We start from the raw sequence: 18,691 nt of genomic DNA, 5'->3' as shown, positions 1-18,691 counted from the left end.
TCAGCGCGGCAGAGTATCAGGCAGCCTCCCCGCCCTGTTCATATCCGCGCAAAGGCACAGTCCCCGGCGAAGGGGCCGCAGCAACAGCTGTTGCAGGTCCTGCCTCATGGCGCCCTAGCGCCCCGGCGCCCGGTCGCGAAACAGGGTCACCACCAGCAGGCCCGTAAGGATCATCACCACGCCGGTCAGACCGCCCGGCGTTACCGCCTCTCCCACCACTATGGTGGCGAGGAACCATGCGGTGACCGGCTCGGCCAGCGCCAGGGTAACGGCGGTGGATGCGGTGACACGGGTCAGCCCCCAAGTATAAAGCGCATAGGACAGCGCCGTGGCCCCAACGCCAAGGAATACCAACCCGGTCCAGGCGGAGGGCCCCGCCAGCCAATCGAGCGGCACCATGAACAGAACCGGCGCAGTTACCAGCGCCGCAACGGTAAAGGTCGAAGCCGCGATCACGGTCGAAGGCAGCGTGCCGCCCATGCGACTGGTGGCCAGCGAATAGGCCGCATAACAGCCGCCCGAGAGCAGCGCCAGGATAACCCCCGACAGTGCGCCGCCCTCGCCTGCGCCCGCATAGCCCAGAAGACCGACACCCAGAACCGACACCCCCTGCCCCATGAGCCGCAGAGGACCGGACCTGCGCCCCTGCGCAAACCGCTCCCACAGCGTGGCCCAGATCGGCGCACTGCCGATGGCGACCGCGGTACCGATCCCGACCCCGGCCAGCGCGACCGCGTAGAAGAACAACAGGTTGTAGCTGCCGATCGCCACACCGGCGAACAGCACCCCCGGCAGCGGCAGATGCCGCAGGGCCAGTCGGTTCTTGGGTTGCATCAGTGCCAGCAGGCACAGGGCACCGGCGCCGAACAGCAGGCGCAGCGCCCCCACAGCAAGCGGATCACGGCCCGCAGGCAACAGGGCCTGCACTGTCCCGGTGGCCCCCCAGAGCATCGCTGCCAGGATCACCGCCCCCAGCCCCATCCATCTGAAAGACCCCATGTCCGCCCCTGCGTGCTGCCTCTGCACGATCTATCGCCGCAAAGCCCGCAACTTGCAACGCAGAGCCGCCCGCGCAGGATCCCCGGCACAAAGAAAGGGCGCAGGTCAGCGACCCACGCCCTTTCGTACCCCATCGGTTCTGGGATTGGGGTGTTATCCGCCGTGTTTGGCAATCAACGCTTTGGCCTGTTCAATCAGGGCTTCTCCGTCGATACCCTTGCTGCCGACCTCATCAATCCAGCGAGCGATCACAGGCTGTGCCTTTTCCTTCCAGCGGGCTACTTCGGCCTCGTCGAGAACGACGATCTCGTTGCCCTTGTCCTCGGCGATTTCGCGGCCCGGCGCATCGCGCTCCAGCATGACCTTGGCAGCAAAGGCCGAAAGTTTCTGGCCCGATTCCGCGTCGAGAATAGCCTTCAGATCATCCGGCAGGGCGTTGTACTTGTCGCGGTTCATCACCAGCACGATGGTCGCGGTATAAAGCGCCTCCTTGCCACTGAACTCGGTGTGGTGTTCCACTAGATCGGTCAGCTTGACCGCCGGAGTGACCTCCCAGGGGATCACGGTGCCGCTGATCACGCCCTTGGAGAGCGCCTCGGGAATGGCGGGGAGCGGCAGGCCAACTGGGGTGGCGCCCAGTTCCTTCAGCATATCGGTGATGATCCGGGTCGGACCGCGCAGGGTCTGACCTTCCATGTCTTCCAGCTTGCTCACACCGCTTTCGGTGTGGATTACGCCGGGGCCATGCACCCAGGCGCCCAGCACCTTGACGTCTTTGTACTCGCCTTCCTGCAGGTCGGTTTCAACCAGTTCCATGAAGGCCTTCGAGGTGGCCACTGGATCGGTCATCATGAAGGGCAGCTCGAACACTTCGGTCTTGGGGAAGCGGCCGGGCGTATAGCCCACCACGGTCATCACCATATCAGCGACCCCATCAGCCGCCTGATCCATCAGACCTGGCGGTGTGCCGCCCAGCGACATGGCATCGAAATGCTCAATCTTGATCCGCCCGCCAGAGGCTTCCTCCACCTGCGCGCCCCAGGGTTTCAGGATCATCTTTGGCACGGTGGCGGGGGGCGGCAGGAACTGGTGCAGCCGCAGCGTCACCTCCTGCGCCTGTGCCATCAGTGGTGACAATGCGGTGGCCGCGGCAAAAAACGCGGCGCCCAGCAGGGTATGTTTCATCATGTTTCCTCCCAGATGATGATGAAGACCGGGGCGGCATTAGATCACCGCCCCTTTGTTATACGTGTGTGGCTGTCAGTTCAGCGTGACCGGCAGGTTCCGGGGGCCGCGGAAGCCGAAGCCGTAGAAATTGACTGGCTCGCTGTCCGACAGGGTCATGTTGGGGAAGCGGTCGAACAGCATCGGCAGCATGATATTGGCCAACATGCGCCGGGCAATATGTGTGCCCTGACAGAAATGCGGTCCGTTGCCAAAGGCCTGATGCGGCTTGCGCTCGCGGAAGATGTTGAAGCTTTCGCCATCCTCGAAAACCTCTTCGTCGCGGCAGGCCGAGGCCTGAATGGTCATCACCGTATCGCCCTTGGGGATAAGGTGTCCGCGGATCTCGGTGTCCTCCAGCACAAGGCGCGAGCTGGCCTGAATCGGTGCAACCCAGCGCACCCCCTCCTCAAAGGCCTGGCCCCATAGCGCCTTGTCCTTTGCCTCGGCCAGTTGTTCAGGATTGGTGAAAAGGCCGTAGAGGATGGTCAGCAGCGCATCGCGCGGTTCATTGATGCCGCCGCCGATGGCGATCTTGATATTGGAAAAGATCTGGCTTTCGGGGATCGGATCCTCGGCATTCACCATCACAGACAGGGCGCTGGGGTTGGGATCGGCCTTGTGGCGCGGGATCGCAGCACGGAACAGCGCATCCATTTCATCGTTCGCCGCATCGCACTGGGCAAACAGCTCATCGGTGAAGCCGAAGTTGCCGGCCCCGTCGATCAGGATCTGGCTCCAGCGCTGCATGTCATCGTCGCTGGCTTCGGGGATACCCAACAGGTGTTTCAGGCAACGTGCCGCAAAGGGGCCCGCCAGCGCCGGGAACAGGTCCACGGTTTCGCCGCGTGGCAGCCCCGCGACGAAATCCTCGGCAATCTTGGAATAGATACCCTCCCAGCAACCCTTGATATTGCGCCCGGTAAAGGTCGGCGCCATCGCCTCGCGCTCCCGCGCGTGTTCGGCGCCATCCTTGCGCATCAGCGTATGCGCTCTGAAGGCCCGCTGCATCGGCGTCTTGGGATCGTTGGAGCTGAAGATGCCTGGGTTGTCTTTGACGTATTTGGTGTCCTCGGCGCGGGTCAGCATGGTGCGCCCCAGCGATTTCACCCGCACTACGGGCGCTTCCCGGCGCAGGCGCTGGTAAATCGGATAAGGATCCAGGGTCAGGTCCCGGATCGTAATCGTCTCCTCCTGCGGTGCCTGTTGCAGCATCGAAACCGTCATCTTCTCCTCCCCGAGTGCGACGTGATCCGAACGAGCCTAAAAGCTCCGGCCAAAATGAGGCAATCCGATTTTGTTGATTTTAAACATGCAAATTTTCAATACAAGAGGTGTACAAACGGGTTAGACTGCGAAAATGAAATCCAATTCCGATCCACTCAGCATTGATTTCGCTGCTTTGCGCACCCTGCGGCTGGTGCATGGCTACCGGTCGTTTTCCCGGGCGGCCGAGACACTAAACATCAACCAGTCGACCGTTAGCTATACCATCGACCGGCTGCGCCGCGCCTTTGGCGATCCGCTGTTCGTGCGCCAGGGCGGGCGCATGGTCTCGACCGAGCGCTGCGAGGAAATCGTCGCCACCTCCAGCCGGATGCTGGACGAGGTGCTGCAGCTGGCCGAACCGCGCGCCTTTGACCCTGGCCAAGCAGAGGCCGAGATCACCATCTCCTGTAACTACTACGAACGCGCCACCATCCTGCCGCAACTGATGCGCAACCTGCGCCGCAGCGCGCCGGGGCTGCGCATTTCAATCCTGACCTCAACCGTGGAAGGCAAGCAACATCTGGACCGCGGCGAAAGCGATCTTCTGATCGGGCCGGTACGGATCGTGGGCAGCAATTATTTCCGCCGCACGTTGCTGAGCGAACATGCGGTCATGGTGATGGCCCGCGATGCCCCGCCGGACCGCATGCCGCGCTCCGAAGCGGAATTTCTGGCCGTGCCGCAAGTGGTTGTGAACTATGGTGATTCCTGGCGGTCCCGATTTCTGATGGAAATCGCGGCGGCGGGGAAATCGCTCAATCAGGTGATGTCGATTCCCAGCCCCGCCACCCTGCCGGAGTTGCTGGAAGGCACCGATATGATCGCCACGCTGCCATCGCGGCTGGCCGAACATTTCAAGGATAGGGTTCAGGCCGCGCCCTGCCCCTTTCCCGGGCAGTTCGAAATCGACCTGACCTGGACATCGCGCACCCATCATTCAGCGATGCACGTCTGGCTGCGCGACCAGATCGCCCGCGTCTGTTGACCCGCGCGACCTAGGGTCATCAGCGCATCCACAGACCTTCGGATTTGATGCGGTTGCGGATCGCCTGTTCACGCCGTGGCAGGTTCGCCTGATCAAACAGCGCACGCACCTTTTCGCCCCGCCCCTGATAGATCATCCGCTTCATCGGCTCGTAGGTTTTCAGCACCTTCTTGATCCAGTTCGGGGCCGATGCATCTTGCAATACCTTGATGACGTGATCGCTTTCGCGCGCATAGAGCAGCGGAAACAGCCGATAATGGCAGCTGGTCTGCCCATCAATATACCCCGCAGGCAGCGCATCGCGCCCACCGCCAAAGGAATGGATCACCAAAGGCAGCGCGATCTGATCCAGCCAGGGGTCCAGCGACTGGCCGACCAGTTCAACCGGCAGATCATCCCGGATCGAGGTGGCATAACCCGCAAAACGGGCGCCAAACCGGCGCGGGCACGCGCCGTAGAAGAACCCGGCGTTGAAGTAGAGATAACGCCGCCAATATTCCTCGGGCTGTGACAGATCGAGACTGCTTTCGAAATCGAGCCCGAAACGGTCATAAAGCGCCCGCCAGATCCCGGTATAGCCCGGACCATAGAGCGTCGGTTTCGGCCAGGTCCCTTCGCAGCGCAACGAGGCCCAGGGGCGGCTGAAATCAAACGGCACCTCGGAGAGTTCACCCGTGATCAGCGTATCGCTGTCGAAAAACACGAATGGCTCACCCTCGGGCAGTGCCTGCAGGGCTTCGATTTTGTTGCCATAGGGGTAGCTTTCCCCGAACAGCTGGCTGTCAAAGGGTAGGATCTCAGCGCCCAGACGCTCCAACACCGACTGCACCTGCTGGCTGCGCAGCGACGGATCCTTTTTCCACAGCGGCCCGGGCCGGGGCGTGGCCACGAACAGACGGCCTGTGAACCCGGGCGACGCATGGCGCAGCGAGGCCGCAAACAGGATCGCCTCGTATTGCAGCCTGCCGTTCTGAGCGACGATCACGATGTTGAAGGGCGGCTGCTCTGCCATCTCGGTCCTCTTTGCCAGCCTGCTCAAGATGGCTGTGCGGGGTGCATTTCTTCAGTATAATCCCATGCAGACAGGGTCAAAACTATTCTGCCCCGCCGGGTGTGCTGGCTCTGGACGCTGTTGCAAAGGGGGCCTCTTCACAATGCTCCCCCATGCTGAAGGCCCGTTTTGTTGAAGGCCGTCATGTTGAAGGAGAGAGTATGATGTTTACCCCCCTGCCCCGAAATCTGCTGGTTCCGCTGGCCTGTGTCCTGACACTGGCGACGCCCGCCTTGGCAGATCCGCCTTTTACCACCGCGGCAGAGGTAAAGCCGATCCTGGCGGCCACCCGCGCGAACTGGGTCTCGGTCCGGGATTTCAACGGGCAGGATCTGGTCTATGTCACCCACCTGTGGTCCTGGCGCTGCGGGCTGGCGCGGATCCGCCTGTCGATCAACGATGACGGCCCGGAAATCTGGCCCCTGCCGCCCTGCCATCTGGATCAGTCCGCCCCGAACGCCATCCAGGAGGAAGACGGCCTGCCCTACCGCGCCTTTGCCCCCGGCAGTGTCGATACGATCACAATCGAGCTCACCTATGATGATATGACGGTCGAAACCCAGACTGTGAACCGGCAGGGTCAGCCCATCAGCCCATGAGGCGGCGGAACACCGGATCAGGTTGACAGCAGGGTGACGCCGGGCATCTGCGCAATCTGTTCCAGATCTTCCTCATAGAGGTCAGACAGGGTGTCCATCAGATCCTCGGTCCAGCCCGGCAGATCGATTTCCTCTTCGATCGCCTCGTCGATGGCATATTTGCCAAGGAAGGCGGCGATCACCCGCTGTTTATGCGCCTCGGTCATGTCCCGGTGTTCATGCAGATAGGCGCGCAGCCGTTTCATGCCTTCGGTGGACATGATCGAGGACAGCAGATCCATACCTCCCGAAATCCGCTCCTCCGAAGCAAAGCCCATCATATGGCGCAGGATCTGCGCCCAGATCAGCGGCATATCCTCGTAACACCAGACGGTTATCGGCACATCCGGCACCGCGGTGCGCAGCCGCAGCAGCAGGTTCGACCAGCGCAGGGACGCCGGATCGCTGCTTTGCAGAACCTGATCGACACGCTGCGGACTGGCATCCGCCAAAAGGGTCGGCAACAGGCTGCCGGGATCGCGCAGCCCGATATGGATTTCCAGCTGATCTTCCGGGAACAGCCGCGCAAGCGCCCCCATACGCATTTCCGCTTCAGGGTAGAAGTTATGCCCCTCCAGCGCCTGCCGCTGCGAGCCGAAGAAATGCGGGTTGGACAGGATCACCCGGTCTGCATGTTCCTGCTCCAGGATCGAATCCCAAAGGACCTCGCCGGAGTCCGGCGCCGGAGTTCCAGTCAGAAGCGCCCCCATGCAATCCTTCAGCAGGTAGCGGTACTTGCCGGGACCGGGAATAGCGACACCGCGTTTCGCCGCCGCTTCCTTGTTGTTCAAAAGTGTCTTCAGCAACCGGTCTTCTTCGGTGCCATGTGCACCCACGTGGAGGATGACCTGCATAAAATCGGGGCCTTGCTTGTGCGATGATTTAACGGGTTAAAGGCTTACTCCGCCAGCGTTCAAAGGTCAAACGAGGCGACTTTGTCCCCTGCAGGCACGCGCTGCGCCATGCGCCCAGTGGTCTGCGCAAACCAGATGCAGGAATTGCGCATTGCTTGCGTTTTCCATCTTGCAGGCTGCGCCCAATATCGCTAATTCCCCGGCAGCGCCCCTATAGCTCAGCTGGTAGAGCAACTGATTTGTAATCAGTAGGTCCGCGGTTCGAGTCCGTGTGGGGGCACCATTAGTCCAACTAACTCATTGGTATCGCCTCAGCTTTAAGCCACTGCTAGGGGCCGTAAACCATGTCAGAGACCATTTCGCCGCGTTCACCTTCGTGAATTATGGCGTCTTCTATTCCAGCAGCCCCACCCCCAAAGTCCTGAAGAAGCATTATTCTTTCCCTCGGATCGCACACTCTCTGAGAACAAGGGCCGCTCGGGTGGCGGAAGCTCGGGCCAGGAGGGCTGCGGATCGGCTTGACGACTACCGGTTTCATCTCCGCTCCAAAGACACGGACCTTCTCGGAAAACACATACTGAGACTGCAGGAAGGCGAGCGTGTCGTAGGAAACTCACCGCCGCTGGAGGTTTCTTCAGCGTCTGTGAAACTATCCGAAGCGGTGGGGATCTATCAGCGCCTCAAGGGACAAAGCCGTCCTGACACTTTCCACCGGGCTGCTGAGAGCAGCCCTACGGCGACGTCACCCTCGGCACAACACAATCCCCATAACGTACACAGTATTTCCTTAAAAAAGATAATTATCTCCAAAATAGCGCTAGAATAGAGTCCCCTTGCCTACTTGAAACATCAGTATCCAAGGAAAAAGACCATGACCCAACCAATCCGCATTCACGGCTTCCCCCTGTCCGGCCATTCGCACCGCGTAGAGCTGTTCGCAAACCTTGCCGGAATTGAGCACGAGATGATCACCGTCGATCTCGCTGCAGGTGCCCATAAGGCAGAGCCGTTCCTGTCCCTGAACCCCGCCGGTCAGGTGCCGGTGATCGAAGACGGCGACACCGTGATCGCTGACTCCAACGCCATCCTCGTTTACTTGGCGCGCAAATATGCACCGGCCTACCTGCCCTCTGATCCGGTTCTGGAAGCCGAAGTACAAAAGTTCCTTACCCTCGCCGCCGGAGAGATTGCCTTTGGCCCGGCAGCAGCGCGGCTGATCAACGTCTTCAACGCACCGTTTGACGCAGAATTCTGTGCGGCAACGGCCGCAACCGCCTTTGGCAAGATCGAAGCGCATATGGAAGGCCGTGAATTCCTGGTGGGCACCGAGCCGACCATCGCCGACATCGCCATCTACTCCTACAGCGCGCATGCGCCCGAAGGTGGAATCTCGCTGGAAGCCTACCCGAACCTGCGTCGCCTGCTGGCCAATGTCGAAGGTCTGAAAGGCTTCAAAGCCATGCCCGTGACCAAGGTCGGCCTCGCAGCCTAACCCCCGGGCACGGCCCAAATCACAACAACAGATACCCCGGAGGGTCCGATGTCTTCTTCTGTCTCAAACGTATCTTCGCCCTTCCACGAAGGCGAACAGGAAATGCAGCGCCGCACAGGTAAACGCGCCGCCATGGAAGTCTTCGGCCGCCGGGTTATCCGCCCATTCATGCCAGATCAGCACCGGGAGTTTTACGCTCAGCTGCCCTTTATCGCGGCAGGTGCCGTTGATGCAGAGGGCTGGCCCTGGGCCACCCTGCTGACCGGTGCCCCGGGCTTCATCCACTCCCCCGACGCCGAGCATCTGACAATCAGCCTGTCCGCTGCTGAGGGCGACCCCGTTCATTCGGAATTGCGCACCGGGGCCCGGCTGGGCCTTTTGGGGATCGAACTGCACAGTCGCCGCCGCAACCGGGTCAATGGCCGCATCGCCTCCCTGTCCGAAAAGGCGCTCACCCTGAAGGTGGACCAGTCCTTCGGCAATTGCCCGCAGTATATCCAGCTTCGCCAGCTCGAAGCGGCAGACATCCGAGACGTCCGGCGTCAGTCAGAGCCGATCAAAGATCTGCAAGGACGCGTCCGGTCGCTGATCGAAGCCGCCGATACTTTCTTTGTCTCCAGCCATATCCCGGCAGGCGACACTCCTGAAAGAGAAGGGGTAGACGTCTCCCACCGCGGCGGTCGGCCCGGTTTCATCCACGTCGAAGGCAATACGCTGACCATTCCCGAATTTCCGGGGAACAACTACTACAACACGCTGGGAAATTTCCTGCTGAACCCGCGCGCTGGGCTGCTGATCCCGGATTTTGCGACCGGGACCCAGTTGCAGCTGACAGGAACCGTAGAGCTTCTGGAAGCGGATGATCCCGTCATCTCCTCCTTCCAGGGGGCGCAGCGCGGCTGGCAATTCACCTTCCATCAGGGCCTCTGGACCGAGAATGCGCTGCCCTTCCGTGCAGGCCAAGGGGCCTTTTCCCCCAACACGCTGTTGACCGACACCTGGACCGATGCAGATGCGCGCGAAAAGGCCGAAGAGCACCGCAACGCTTGGCGCGCCTTCAGGGTGTCCCGCATCGAGGACGAAAGCGCGGAGATCCGGTCCTTCTACCTTGAACCGGCGGATGGCCTGCCGCTTCTGCCTTTCGAGGCTGGGCAGTTCCTGACCCTGCGGGTGCCGCTTCCCGGAGAGGACACCCCATTGCTGCGCACCTACACGGTCTCTTCTGCGCCCGGGGAACCCTTCTACCGGATCTCGGTGAAGAAAGAGGAACAGGGCCGCGTCTCCCGCCACCTGCACGAAAAAATCCAGACCGGCCACCAGCTGGAGGCAAAGGCGCCGCGCGGCGGTTTCACGCTGGATGCCTCTGCCACACGCCCCGCAGTCCTGATCGCAGGCGGTGTCGGGATCACGCCGATGGTTGCGATGGTGCGCCATGCCCTGCGCGAAGGTCTGCGCACCCGGCATCGCCGCCAGATCACGGTGCTGCATTCCGCCCGCAACACCAAGGTCCAGGCCTTCGCAGGAGAGTTGAATGAACTGGCGCAGGCTTCTGGGGGACAGATCCGCTACCTGCCGCTGGTGTCGGAAAAGCCCGCCAAGGGCGCTGCGAAAGGTCCGGTCTGGAAAACCGGCGTCATCGACGATGATATCCTGCGCCAGGCGCTGTGGCTCGACGATTTTGATTTCCACCTTTGTGGACCCGAAGGGTTCATGCAGGCGATTTATGACAGCCTTTTGACCTTGGGCGTCCCAGACAACCGCATCTTTGCCGAGGCGTTTGGCCCGTCATCGCTCGTCCGCAAGAAAGCCACCGCACCTCAGCCTGTGGAACCTGCCGCGGAGCAAGCGGTCGTGCGCTTTACGAAATCCGGGTTTGAAATGCCATGGCAACCAGAAGACGGGTCCTTGCTGGAAATGGCCGAAGCCCATGGGCTGACGCCGGAATTCAGCTGCCGTTCGGGTACTTGCGGCATGTGCAGCACCCGACTGAAAAGTGGCACCACCACCTATACAACGGACCCGTCTATCACCCCGCCGCCGGGTGAAACACTGCTCTGTTGCTCGGTTCCGGCCAGCGGCTCTGATACAGTCGAGCTCGACCTCTGATCTGAACATCCCTGAGAAGCCAGGTCGGCCAAGCCGACCTGCTTTGCGCCGCGACAAGCCAGGCCCTCCGAGGCCCCGCACTCGGATCACAAAATCGTCAGGGCGAACTTTACCGTTTGTTAGACGCGCATGGTGAATATGCCGAACGGAAGCAATTTGCCTCAAAAAAGGGAAAATATAAGTTGGTTGCAGAACAGACACCCAATTCTTCTCAGGACAAAAATCCTCAAGCTGCTGAAATTGCAGAACTACTCGTAGAACGCGCAAAATCTGAATCCCTTGCCGATGGCGGCATTCAGACCTCGCAGGTCCTGTCCCAGGCCCTTGCGCTTGATCCCCGGAACCACGAGGCGCAGATTTTCCAGGAACGGCTGCATCAGATGTTCGTGCCGCGCTGGCATTTCCCGATGCTGGCGGATACGGCCCGCAACAGCGCCTATGCCAAGGCGATCGCAGCGAAGGTAAAACCGGGCGATGTGGTGCTGGACATCGGCTGCGGCGCCGGTCTGACGGCGATGCTGGCCGCGCGCGCTGGGGCGAAACACGTCTACACCTGCGAACAGCAGCCGCTGATCGCCGAGGCCGCAACTCGCGTCATCGCTGACAATGGTCTCTCTGACCGCATCACCGTGATCCCGAAATGGTCGCATGAGATCGTCATTGGTGAGGACATGCCAGAAGCGGCAGATGTGGTGATTTCGGAAATCGTCGACACGGTCCTTCTGGGCGAAGGCGCGCTGGCAACACTGACCCATGCCATGGGCGCTCTGGCCAAGCCCGAGGCGCGCGCCATCCCCGAACGCGGTACCCTGGTGGCGCAAGCCGTGGAAAGCGATCAGTTGCTTGATCTGTGGCGCCCGCAACGGGCGGAAGGCTTTGATCTCAGTGCCTTTCACGCCTTTGCCCGCGTTGCGCAGATCACCCCGAACGATTTCGCGGCCTGCAACCTGCGCCCGCTGGGGCCGACGACGGAGCTGTTCCACTTCGATTTCACCCGGCCCAGCCTCAAACCGGCCCGCACCACGGCGGATCTGACCTGCACGGTGGCAGGCACCCTGCAGGCCGTGCTTGTCAGCTTCGAGATGGAGCTGGCTCCGGGAATTCAGGTGGACAACGGACTGGCCTCTGATGGCCATTGGGGCCGAACGGCCTATCTGCTGGATCAGCCCGCCAAGGCCTGGCCGGGGCTGCAGTTTGCCGTGACCGCCCAGCACGATTCCGCACAGCTGAGCCTGTCGGTCCATGAGGACGAGCTGCGCACAAAAGTAGCCGATCAGGCTGCCGTCTGGATGCACCCGGCCTGGAACCTGCGCCCCGCACCGCAGGCGGATGCCGCTCTTGCCGCCGATGCCGCCCCGATCTGGGGGCAGACCCCTCCCACAGGTATCGAGCATCAGGGCCCCTCTTTCCACTAGGCCCGCTTCTCACGAAGAATGCCCCCATGCAGCGCCGCGGCCCCCGCCCCGGCGCTGCATTCACTTGGACCGCATGTGTTACGGAGCCAATGCCAGAGGCTCCATCCCCTTCTCAGGACGGCCTGCCCGGCAAAGGCCAGGAATAATTTCCCACGACCTGCGCGGGTTGCAGGTAGCCTGTCCCGATTTCACCGGTTTGCGTTGTGTGGGCGCCCGTGCTGCCCTACACCTGTGGCAAGTCACGATTTCAGGGAGAGAGACATATGACCGATGCCCCCAGCTACGGCTTTGATACATTGCAAATTCATGCCGGTGCACGACCAGATCCGGCCACTGGCGCCCGCCAGACCCCGATTTACCAGACCACCTCTTACGTCTTTCGCGACGCGGACCATGCGGCCGCTTTGTTCAACCTGCAGGAAGTCGGCTATATCTATTCGCGCCTGACCAATCCCACGGTCGCGGTGCTGCAAGAACGTCTGGCCACGCTTGAAGGCGGCGTCGGCGCGGTTTGCTGCTCTTCCGGCCATGCGGCGCAAATCCTGGCCCTGTTCCCGCTGATGGCGCCGGGCTGCAACGTGGTTGCCTCAACCCGGCTTTATGGTGGAACCGTCACACAGTTCAGCCAGACCATCAAACGCTTTGGCTGGTCGGCGACCTTTGTCGACACCGACGATCTGGACGCCGTGCGTGATGCCATTGATGAGAACACCCGCGCGGTGTTCTGCGAATCCATCGCCAACCCGGGCGGCTATGTCACCGACATCCGCGCCCTGGCCGATGTGGCCGACGCCGCGGGGGTGCCGCTGATCGTCGACAACACCACCGCCACGCCATACCTGTGCAACCCGATTTCCCAGGGTGCCGCGCTGGTGGTGCATTCCACCACCAAATACCTCACCGGCAATGGCACCGTCACCGGCGGCGCGGTGATCGATTCCGGCAATTTCGACTGGTCCGCCTCGGACAAGTTCCCGTCCCTGTCGGCACCGGAACCGGCCTATCACGGGCTGAAGTTCCACGAGACCTTTGGCTCGCTGGCCTTCACCTTCCACGGCATCGCCATCGGGCTGCGCGATCTGGGCATGACGATGAACCCGCAGGCGGCGCATTACACGCTGATGGGCATCGAAACCCTGTCCCTGCGCATGCAGCGCCATTGTGACAATGCCATCAAGGTTGCCAGCTGGCTGGAGCAGGATGATCGCGTTGATTACGTGACCTATGCCGGCCTGCCCTCTTCGCCCTATTACGAACGGGCGTTGGCCTGCTACCCCAAGGGCACCAGCGGCTTGTTCACCTTCGCGGTGAAAGGCGGCTATGAGGCCTGCATCAAGCTGGTCGATGCGCTGGATATCTTCAGCCATGTGGCCAATCTCGGCGACACCCGCTCGCTGATCATCCACTCGGCCTCGACCACCCACCGCCAGCTGACACCCGAGCAGCAGGAAGCGGCCGGTGCAGGCCCCAACGTAGTGCGCATTTCCATCGGCATCGAAGATCCCGATGACCTGATCGCTGATCTGGATCAGGCCCTGACCAAAGCCTGCGGTTGATCCCGCGCCGCAGTTTGCAAACACAACAAAGGCCGGGAAAATCGCCCGGCCTTTTCATATCTGGCACGTACTTTGTCCGCTACCAGTGTCATTCCAAACCCGGCACCCGCAGGTCAAAGACCACCGATACGCTGTGTTCAAAACCAAGGCTTCCCGCCTCGACCGGCATCGACGATGAGCGGGCCATTTCCATCATCTTCATCGGACGCGGACCGCCACTGCCGCCATGTTCGGTAATCGAGCGTACCGGCCCCAGCTCCATCTCAGCCGCTTCGGCCAGTTGCCGCGCCTTGCGGATGGCATCGCGCACCGCATCGCCACGGATCTGGTCAATGACCGCAGCAGAATCCGCAACGCCAAAGCTCAAACCTCTGAAATTATTGGCTCCGGCGGCCAGTACCCGGTCCAGAACCGGACCCAGATTGTCCAGCTCCCGCACCCGGACCGCCAGCGTATTGGAGGCAACAAAACCGGTGATTTCGCGCTGTTCCCGGCCATCGGACACACGCCGGGAACTCCAGACCGGATCAATCGAGATAGACTGGGTCTGCATGTCCTCTGCGACAATGCCAGCTTCTCGCAGCCCCGCGATCACCGCCGTCATGTCATCTGACACCTGGCGCATGGCGACAGCGGCCTCTTCCGCCTCGGCGGTGACGCCAAGGGTGATGGTTGCCCGGTCCGGTGCAACCTCGGTCCGGGCCTCTCCGGTGACCACGATCTGGCGCGGGGCCGCAGCCTCGGCCAGCACCGCCCCGGTGGAGCAGGTCCAGATCATCAATGATGCAAGTATCGCCTTTGTCTTCATCTCAGCGTCTCCTGTGTTGTGCCCCAAGATGGGAGCGTTTCCTTGCCACAGACAAGGGCTCTTCCCGTCTTTTCCTTTTCCTCGGCGAACTCGTGCTTTAAGGTCTGCCCGCAAGGCCAGACGGGCACTTAGCGGTCCGGGCACAAGGAATTTGGATGGTTTGACCGCACTATGAAACCGGGGTTTGCTCTCTCTCTGTCTTCGGAAGGCATTGCCTTTCTGCGCCGCGCCGCCGGCGGTTGGCGCAATATTGGCAAGGTGCCGCTGAGCCACCCGGATCTGCCTCGGGCGTTGGCCGATTTGCGCACAGCCGGGGAGGCGCTGGCGGAGGGCGGCTCCACCTGTTGCAAGGTGGTGATTCCGAACGATCAGATCCGTTATCTGACCGTTGAAACCGGTACTGCCGACGCTCCCACCCGGCGTGAGATGGCGAAAAAGGCGCTGGAAGGCGCCACGCCCTACGCGGTGGCGGATCTGTCCTTTGATATCTCCGAAGACGGGCCGCTGACCCATGTGGCAGCCGTCGCCCGCGAAACCCTGGAAGAGGCCGAAGGCTTCGCGCTGGAACACGGGTTCATCCCGGCCAGTTTCGTGGCCGTACCCGGCGACATGGAATTTCTCGGGGAGCCGTTCTTTGGCGCCTCCACCGCGATCGGAGATGCCCCGATCGAGCCGGATGGCATCGCTGTCGTCGACATCGGGCCGGTCATTCCGCGTGCGCCCAAAGCCGCCGAAGAGATCGCGCCGCAGGCCAAGAAGATTGGCGAGCCTGCCGGAAAAGAAACCGAAGCCGCCGCCGAGGCAGATCCAGTCCCTGCCGACGAAGCAGCGCCTGCAGCAGGGGCGCCGGATGAATCTCAGGAACCGGCCCCGGAGACTGTTGAGGAAAATCCAGCCGCAAAACCGGGTATCCCTGAACAAGGCGCCGACAAAGACGCTGTTTCCGTTGCTGATACGCAGGCGGAAACGCCCGATGATGGCAAGACCGAGGCCCAGCCTCTACGCCCCGAGGACAAGACTGCCGGGGATAAGTCCCCGCGGATCGAAATCTCTGCGAAGGCTGGCGCCGAGGGCGCAGCAGAGGAAGACCCCGGCGAAGATCAGGGACCGGCCATGGGTTTCAGCACCCGGCGCCGGAAGGCCGACAGCGGCGCTGCGGCCCCTGCCCTCGCTGGCGCCACCCGCGCAGCACCGACGCCGGTGGCCGATCACAAGATCACCGCTCAGAAAGGGGGTCAGGGACCGCAGAAAACCGGTACCCCCAATGGGCCTGCCGCTCCGGTCTCTAAGAAACAGCCCGACTCTGCCAGCGCGGCGCCTGCAACCCCGATCACGCCACCGCCAGGCCAGCCGCAAAGCGGCAAAGGCGAGAGCGCAGTTCCGGGTTTGCTGGCCCGCCTGTTGGGAAAGAAAGCCGGATCCGGAAAACCGGCACCAAGCCGCACCCCGACAAAACCGCGCAACATGGGACTGGTCCTGACGGTCCTCTTGGTGGTTTTCATGGTGACCGTCGCCGCGCTCGCCTTTGTGTCCCCGGGCGGATTGTTTGGCCGGTTCTCGGATCAGCCCGCTGCCGAGGATACCCCCCTGCGGGGCAGCACGCCGGAACCGGCAGCGGAACCAGAGGCACCGCAGCCAGGCGATGCAACTCCGGCAGAAACCACAGTGCCAGAGATCCCGGACGAAGCACCTTCTGTGCCGCTGGCCTCCGCGGAGCCTGCTGAAACCATACCGGCAGATGTATTGACGGCAGACACCGAAGACCGGCCCATTGCGCCGCAGGTTAGCGCCCTGCCGGACCAGCCGGACCCGGGTGTGACCTTCCTTCCCGACACCGAGGACACCCCCGGTACTGCAGACGCGCAGAATCAAGCCGATATCGAGACCGCACGGCTTGACCCCGAAGCCATCGCCGATGGTGTGCTGGATGACACCGCGACCGAAACAGCACCTGAAGCTCTCAGCGCCGAAGACCGCGCCTTGGAGCAGGCCGCGCAATATGCCGCCACCGGCATCTGGCAGGCGGTGCCCGAAATCGCGCAGGTCCCGGCGGTGGTGGATCTGGACGATATCTATGTGGCCTCGATCGACGATACCGACCTGTCGCAGGACGCCGTCGCGCTGCCACCGCAACCGGATGCGAGCACCGATGACGCCCCGGATGTCGTCAGCTCTCCCGCTGCCGCAGGCAGCGCCATCGCGCTGGACCGGCGCGGGCTCGTCGAAGCCACGCCCGAAGGCACCGTGAACCCCGACGGCGTGATGGTTTTCCTGGGCCGCCCGCCGGTCGTGCCACCGCCTACACCGGAACGTATCGACCCCGCCGTGGCCGAGGCGGCAGCAGCCGCAGAGGCCGAAGCGGCCCGGCTTGAAGCCCTGTCGCAACTGCGCCCGCGTGCCCGGCCCGCCGACCTCACCGAACAGGTGGAACGGGCACAGCTGGGCGGGCGCAGCCGCGCCGAGCTGGCCAGCCTGCGCCCGCGCATCCGCCCGGCCTCGCTGAAGACCGAAGAACAGGAAAGCCAACCCGCCACGGCACTGGCTGTTGCCACCTCTGTCACCCCGCGGGCGCGGCCGACGAATTTCTCCAACATTGTTGACCGGGCGCAGCGCAGCACCTCAGCAGTGGCCACCGCCGCAGCCGTGCCTGCCACCGTTACCCCGCGCCTGCCCAGCTCGGCCTCGGTGTCGCGGCAGGCTACCATCACCAATGCGATCAACCTGCGCCGCCTGAACCTGATCGGCGTCTATGGCACCTCTGCCGACCGTCGCGCACTGGTGCGCCTGCCGAGTGGCCGCTATCGCAAGGTCCAAGTCGGCGACCGTTTGGATGGTGGCCGTGTCGTCGCCATCGGCGATGCCCGGCTGCAATACCAGAAAAGCGGCCGCAACCACACGCTGGAAATGCCCGAGTAATACTGGCCTGCAGCCGGTTCTTTTCGCCGTTCCTCCCTGCCTCCCCACAAACTCCTCACGAAGGCATGCAAGAGCCAGTGTTGCGCTAACCACCTGGCATCATGTCCTCTACCGCACATTCACATGCGCTACCGACATGAAAAAACCGGCCCCCAAACAGGAGCCGGTCCAATCACTCTTTACACAATCAGACCAGACCGCGAGACCGCCAAAGGCAGCCCCGGATCCGCGCCAGATTACTCGGCGGCCTGGATTTCGCCGTTGTTGATCTGCTCCTGCTCGATGGATTCGAACAGCGCCTTGAAGTTGCCCTCGCCAAAGCCATCGTCGCCCTTGCGCTGGATGAATTCGAAGAAGATCGGGCCGATCACGGTCTTGGAGAAGATCTGCAGCAGGATCTTGGTCTCACCGCCATCCACGACGCCTTCGCCGTCAATCAGGATACCGTGTTTTTTCATGCGCTCGATCGGCTCTTCGTGGCCCACGACGCGGTCATGGCTGAGGTCATAGTAGGTTTCCGGCGGGGCCGGCATGAAGTTGATGCCACGCTCGGAAATCTCGTCGGTGGAGTCGTAGATGTTCTCGGTACCCACGGCGATGTGCTGGATGCCTTCGCCCTTGTACTTTTTCAGGTAGGCGACGATCTGGCCGGTCTCGCCACGATCCTCGTTGATCGGGATACGGATACGGCCGCAAGGCGAGGTCAGCGCGCGGCTCAGAAGACCGGTGAATTTGCCTTCGATGTCGAAAAAGCGGATTTCCTTGAAGTTGAACAACTCGCCGTAGAACTTGAACCACTTGTCCATGTTGCCCTTGTAGACATTGTGGGTCAGGTGATCGAGGTAATAGAAGCCCACGCCGCGCGGCTTGGATTGTTTCAGCCACTCGAATTCCTCGTTGTAGGGCGAGGTCTCATAGTACTGGTCGATGAAGTAGATCAGCGAGCCGCCGATGCCCTTGATCGCGGGCACATCCATGGTCTTGTCATCGCCTTCATAAGGCTCGGCGCCCTTGGCAACAGCGTGATCAAATGCCTTTTGCGCATCCACAACGCGCCAGCCCATCGAAGGGGCGCAGGGGCCGTGCTCTTCGACGAACTTCTCGGCAAAGCTGCCCTTTTCGGCGTTCAGGATATAGGTGATATCGCCCTGCTGCCACAGTTCGATCCCCGGCTTGGTCTTGTGGCGGCCCACCAGCTCGTAGCCCATCTTGGTGAAAAGGTCGCGCAGCTCCTGCGGCTCCGGACTGGCGAACTCGACGAATTCAAAACCATCGGTGCCTGCGGGGTTCTCTTCGCTGATAACGGATTTCGGGGCATTGTGCGGGAACGGACCCATGGGTGCTCCTCCTGATTGCGCGTTTCATTTCTGCTATAAAG

14 protein-coding genes and 1 tRNA gene are annotated in these 18,691 nt (G+C 62.0%); 8 read left to right on the top strand and 7 right to left on the bottom strand.

Annotated features, from left to right (window positions below; translation table 11 throughout):
* Window positions 1–114: 114 nt before the first annotated feature.
* The 3 genes from AAFO90_RS12685 to AAFO90_RS12675 all read right to left on the bottom strand — a co-directional run bounded on the left by AAFO90_RS12685 (window position 115) and on the right by AAFO90_RS12675 (window position 3,450).
* Complete coding sequence (locus AAFO90_RS12685; protein WP_347509627.1) at window positions 115–999, bottom strand: DMT family transporter; 885 nt, start codon at window positions 997–999, stop codon at window positions 115–117.
* 153 nt (window positions 1,000–1,152) lie between these two features.
* Window positions 1,153–2,187, bottom strand: coding sequence for a TRAP transporter substrate-binding protein (locus AAFO90_RS12680; RefSeq protein ID WP_274831194.1), 1,035 nt, complete (start codon window positions 2,185–2,187; stop codon window positions 1,153–1,155).
* A gap of 72 nt (window positions 2,188–2,259) precedes the next feature.
* Window positions 2,260–3,450, bottom strand: coding sequence for a cytochrome P450 (locus AAFO90_RS12675; protein ID WP_347509626.1), 1,191 nt, complete (start codon window positions 3,448–3,450; stop codon window positions 2,260–2,262).
* A 133-nt stretch (window positions 3,451–3,583) separates the two neighbouring features.
* On the opposite strand from AAFO90_RS12675, the gene AAFO90_RS12670 reads away from it, so the two are divergent.
* On the top strand, window positions 3,584–4,477 hold the full coding sequence (locus AAFO90_RS12670; RefSeq protein ID WP_347509625.1) for a LysR family transcriptional regulator: 894 nt from the start codon (window positions 3,584–3,586) through the stop codon (window positions 4,475–4,477).
* Between the two features lie 19 nt (window positions 4,478–4,496).
* Here AAFO90_RS12670 and AAFO90_RS12665 read toward each other — a convergent pair whose 3' ends face one another.
* A complete protein-coding gene (locus AAFO90_RS12665; RefSeq protein ID WP_347509624.1) occupies window positions 4,497–5,489 on the bottom strand; it encodes a hypothetical protein in 993 nt (330 codons plus the stop codon).
* Window positions 5,490–5,689: 200 nt separating this feature from the next.
* Between AAFO90_RS12665 and AAFO90_RS12660 the strand changes: the two genes are divergently transcribed.
* Window positions 5,690–6,127, top strand: a complete 438-nt coding sequence (locus AAFO90_RS12660; protein WP_347509623.1) for a hypothetical protein — start codon at window positions 5,690–5,692, stop codon at window positions 6,125–6,127.
* Window positions 6,128–6,144: 17 nt separating this feature from the next.
* On the opposite strand, the gene AAFO90_RS12655 is transcribed toward AAFO90_RS12660, so the two are convergent.
* Complete coding sequence (locus AAFO90_RS12655) at window positions 6,145–7,020, bottom strand: hypothetical protein (RefSeq protein ID WP_347509622.1); 876 nt, start codon at window positions 7,018–7,020, stop codon at window positions 6,145–6,147.
* Window positions 7,021–7,227: 207 nt separating this feature from the next.
* Here AAFO90_RS12655 and AAFO90_RS12650 point away from each other — a divergent pair.
* From AAFO90_RS12650 to AAFO90_RS12630, 5 genes are all read left to right on the top strand, one after another.
* Window positions 7,228–7,303 (top strand) — tRNA-Thr (locus AAFO90_RS12650).
* 588 nt (window positions 7,304–7,891) lie between these two features.
* Window positions 7,892–8,512, top strand: coding sequence for a glutathione S-transferase (locus AAFO90_RS12645; protein WP_274830219.1), 621 nt, complete (start codon window positions 7,892–7,894; stop codon window positions 8,510–8,512).
* Between the two features lie 48 nt (window positions 8,513–8,560).
* Window positions 8,561–10,618, top strand: a complete 2,058-nt coding sequence (locus tag AAFO90_RS12640) for a pyridoxamine 5'-phosphate oxidase family protein (protein ID WP_347509621.1) — start codon at window positions 8,561–8,563, stop codon at window positions 10,616–10,618.
* A 182-nt stretch (window positions 10,619–10,800) separates the two neighbouring features.
* Complete coding sequence (locus AAFO90_RS12635) at window positions 10,801–12,033, top strand: 50S ribosomal protein L11 methyltransferase (protein WP_347509620.1); 1,233 nt, start codon at window positions 10,801–10,803, stop codon at window positions 12,031–12,033.
* 263 nt (window positions 12,034–12,296) lie between these two features.
* The gene (locus AAFO90_RS12630; protein ID WP_274830073.1) at window positions 12,297–13,589 is read left to right on the top strand and encodes an O-acetylhomoserine aminocarboxypropyltransferase/cysteine synthase family protein; all 1,293 of its coding nucleotides are present in this window, start codon (window positions 12,297–12,299) and stop codon (window positions 13,587–13,589) included.
* A gap of 88 nt (window positions 13,590–13,677) precedes the next feature.
* On the opposite strand, the gene AAFO90_RS12625 is transcribed toward AAFO90_RS12630, so the two are convergent.
* Complete coding sequence (locus AAFO90_RS12625; protein ID WP_347509619.1) at window positions 13,678–14,397, bottom strand: SIMPL domain-containing protein; 720 nt, start codon at window positions 14,395–14,397, stop codon at window positions 13,678–13,680.
* 171 nt (window positions 14,398–14,568) lie between these two features.
* On the opposite strand from AAFO90_RS12625, the gene AAFO90_RS12620 reads away from it, so the two are divergent.
* On the top strand, window positions 14,569–17,313 hold the full coding sequence (locus AAFO90_RS12620) for a hypothetical protein (protein WP_347509618.1): 2,745 nt from the start codon (window positions 14,569–14,571) through the stop codon (window positions 17,311–17,313).
* Window positions 17,314–17,549: 236 nt separating this feature from the next.
* Here AAFO90_RS12620 and hppD read toward each other — a convergent pair whose 3' ends face one another.
* Window positions 17,550–18,650, bottom strand: coding sequence for a 4-hydroxyphenylpyruvate dioxygenase (hppD, locus tag AAFO90_RS12615; RefSeq protein ID WP_274830076.1), 1,101 nt, complete (start codon window positions 18,648–18,650; stop codon window positions 17,550–17,552).
* Between the last annotated feature and the right edge of the window lie 41 nt (window positions 18,651–18,691).

The sequence above is a fragment of the Phaeobacter sp. CAU 1743 genome, assembly GCF_039839315.1.
In the GTDB taxonomy this organism is placed as follows: domain Bacteria; phylum Pseudomonadota; class Alphaproteobacteria; order Rhodobacterales; family Rhodobacteraceae; genus Phycobacter; species Phycobacter gallaeciensis_A.
This window is presented reverse-complemented; position numbering and strand designations above follow the sequence as displayed.